A 2,819-nucleotide genomic window follows, 5' to 3' on the forward strand; every position below is an offset into this window, starting at 1 on the left:
TCAGGCCAAGCATCACTTAATCGTTTTGCATCAATTGCGTGCTTGTCAGCTTGTTCTGCCACATATTGATATTTTCCAATGCACTCTTTGAGTATGTCACTGTTGGTATTGGCGTACTCAATGATGGTTTCTTTGGTAGCTGTGGACATACGACTTGTGGCTGTATCGATTTGTTTTGACATGCGCTCAACAAGGGACTTAGCGCTATTGCTATCAGTAATGATATCTTTGAGGCTTTCACTGTAATTTTTCTCCGCTTGTAAAAGTTGTTCTGCCCATTTTTTTTCCTGTTCGCGTGCTTCGGCTTTGGCTTTTTCTGTTGCTGCTTTTGCTTCAGCCACTTCGGTTTTATATTTAGCATCAAGCAATTGGTAGTCTGTTTTCCAAGCAGATGCACGCCAAGTTTGAACACCGCCAAAAATAGATAGAATTAAAACTATGGCCAACAAAACTAAAATGATTGCTTGGTAAAACTTAGCCATAAATTCTTGAATGAATATCTTCATTGCGCCCCCATGCATTTACTATGACGCTCAAGCTGTCGTACCCATACGCCAAAACAGTTGTTTGAGCGAATTGAGCAATCACGCTTTGCAACGTATTTGTATTTCAATAATGAATCACAAGCCTGTTTGTATTTACCTTGCTTTAGATTGCGAAGCATTGAAGATTGAGACCATGCACCAGTGCCATACTGGTAAGTGAAATCCATATAAACATCATATTCGGTTTGAGAAATTGGAATATTTAGAAGTGTTTTATTGAATCGCTGTGCATCTTTATCCATGTGAGCTCTTAAGTATTCAAGACCTTGCTTTCGCGTGATTGCAGGATCAGACATTTTGACTTTGATGCCATTTGGATAAACTGTAATACCAGGACCAATTGTAGGCACATCCCCTTTTACTGGTATAACCGGTTTAGGCGTGAATCCTTCTTTAGCCATGGTTGCTTGAACTTGTTGTTCACTTACACCAGATATAAAAAAACCGCCTGTTAATGAGGCGGCTATGGTTGATCCAATGACGAAATATTTAGTCTTTGACATTGCATTGCTCCAATGCTTTACGCATATTAATTTCGTGAAGCTCCTGTTCACGCTGATCTTTACGTTTTTGAAAGCGTTTATTGGTTCGATAGTTTTGAAAACTAATAATTAAACCTGCCAAACCAATCCCAACTCCAATTAAAAAACCCCAGTCCCATGTGTTGAGCCACGAGAGTAAAGTTAATCCTGTTCCTGTGCTATATGCTACAGGTCCCGATGCATCTACAATTTGTGTCGCATTTGACATTGCGCCCCCTAATTTTTTGGCAATAAAAAAAGCACCCGAAGGTGCTACTTGTCTTGATATACAACAGTGTAATTTTCTATGTATTTAGCCAAGCCTTTTGTTATCCTGACATTTTTAATAGCACCCTTAAAAAATATACCGTACCCTTTATCGTCCAATGATGCGCCTATTGTCACCCCTGCTGCTTTAAAAATATTCGTAGAATCGTTGTACTGCGACACCTTAACCCCATTTACAAACATCCTAAGAATACCCGAGGCTCTTGTAATTGCACACGTATACTCCACCCCAGCCTGAAAATTGTGTGCACCAATCAGCCATGCAGACCCTGTTGTCCACTCTATCCCAGTAGATGTGAGTGCGATACAGTTCGCATAGTTCCTTTGGTTTGAAGCCACTCCGAATAAGTCACGCATATCTAAAACGGTATATCTTGATGTGAGCTCTGTAGGGGTTATACAAAACTCAATAGTAAAGTCCCCTGTCCCAAACTGAAAGTCTGTGCTCTTAGCTGTTGTAATGTACTGACCACCCAAAAATACTGCACCACTTGCACCAAGAGCAACCCCATTATTAGTGAATGTTTTGGGGTTAATGCCAGTGTCAGCAATATCACTCTTAAATCTAAATAATGAGTTTGCATACTCACTAAAAGTAAAGACCTCAACTTCAGCACTTGTCTTTTTTAATCCATTTTTATTCGCTTCTATACTGTATAGGTAGTAAGCGTTTGGCTCTACCGTATTATCAATATACGACTTTTCAGTTAGGTTGGATGCTATCTGAATTGAATCACTATTGGTGTTCTCTCTTCTATTGATGCTGTAAGTTGCACTCATTCATCAAACTCCCATGTTATGCCTACCGATTGAGTAGTGTTGTTCCAAGAGGCTTGGAGGGTGTGAGGTGGGTCAAATTCAAGCATTGTTTTTACATAAATTTCATCGCTAATTGACTCATCCTGCCCCCTAACAACACCAACTCGATAATAGTAATCGTTATTTTGCTCAACACTAAAGTCTTCATAATGCATGGTGTTGGTATTTGCAATCGGATTACCCACATCTCCTATACTTGTTGGTGTTTGATTTCGATAAATATTAAAGCTGTCGAATTTCCCAAATTGTGCAAATTCAAGCCTTACTCCAGCCATACTACACCTCAATCAAATAGCTATTTCCAATTGGTGCGAGTCGCTTAATTTCACCATTTGAAATATAAACTCGATCACCCATCTGGAATTTTGCTGCGCTTGTACACATTGCAACCCCTGAATTATCGTTTAATTGCACTCGATAATTTGGATGGTCCTCATTAATAATAGTTGCAATATATTCAGGATGCTGGGGTAGTAGTCTTAATAATCTGTCATACGGATTACTCATTGATCACCCTTTCAATCATTACTTGTTGTGTAACATATGCATGGCTAAACGACACAGAGACAGCATCAACAATGCCTGACCATTCACCATTAAATGCAACTAAATCACCTGGTGTGCTTTCTTTAATTTCTTGATTGAT

At 39.3% G+C, this 2,819-nt stretch carries 6 protein-coding genes; all 6 read right to left on the reverse strand.

From position 1 onward, the window contains the following. Positions 1-506 (reverse strand): hypothetical protein (locus tag AC5YC8_RS14000; protein ID WP_496164902.1); only part of this gene is annotated, 506 nt, incomplete at its 3' end. Beyond that, the gene (locus tag AC5YC8_RS14005) at positions 503-1,048 is read right to left on the reverse strand and encodes a glycoside hydrolase family protein (protein WP_496164903.1); all 546 of its coding nucleotides are present in this window, start codon (positions 1,046-1,048) and stop codon (positions 503-505) included. The genes AC5YC8_RS14000 and AC5YC8_RS14005, both read right to left, overlap by 4 nt. Further along, the gene (locus tag AC5YC8_RS14010; RefSeq protein ID WP_496164904.1) at positions 1,035-1,295 is read right to left on the reverse strand and encodes a hypothetical protein; all 261 of its coding nucleotides are present in this window, start codon (positions 1,293-1,295) and stop codon (positions 1,035-1,037) included. The genes AC5YC8_RS14005 and AC5YC8_RS14010 overlap by 14 nt, the downstream gene beginning before the upstream one ends. 44 nt (positions 1,296-1,339) lie before the next feature. After that, on the reverse strand, positions 1,340-2,134 hold the full coding sequence (locus tag AC5YC8_RS14015) for a LamG-like jellyroll fold domain-containing protein (RefSeq protein ID WP_496164905.1): 795 nt from the start codon (positions 2,132-2,134) through the stop codon (positions 1,340-1,342). Then, positions 2,131-2,448: a hypothetical protein gene (locus tag AC5YC8_RS14020; protein ID WP_496164906.1), complete on the reverse strand. Its 318-nt coding sequence runs from the start codon at positions 2,446-2,448 to the stop codon at positions 2,131-2,133. Before AC5YC8_RS14020 ends, AC5YC8_RS14015 begins: the two co-directional genes overlap by 4 nt. Position 2,449: 1 nt before the next feature. Then, positions 2,450-2,680: a hypothetical protein gene (locus tag AC5YC8_RS14025; RefSeq protein WP_496164885.1), complete on the reverse strand. Its 231-nt coding sequence runs from the start codon at positions 2,678-2,680 to the stop codon at positions 2,450-2,452. Positions 2,681-2,819: the final 139 nt, after the last annotated feature.

The sequence above is a fragment of the Acinetobacter sp. FY731 genome, from assembly GCF_059515905.1.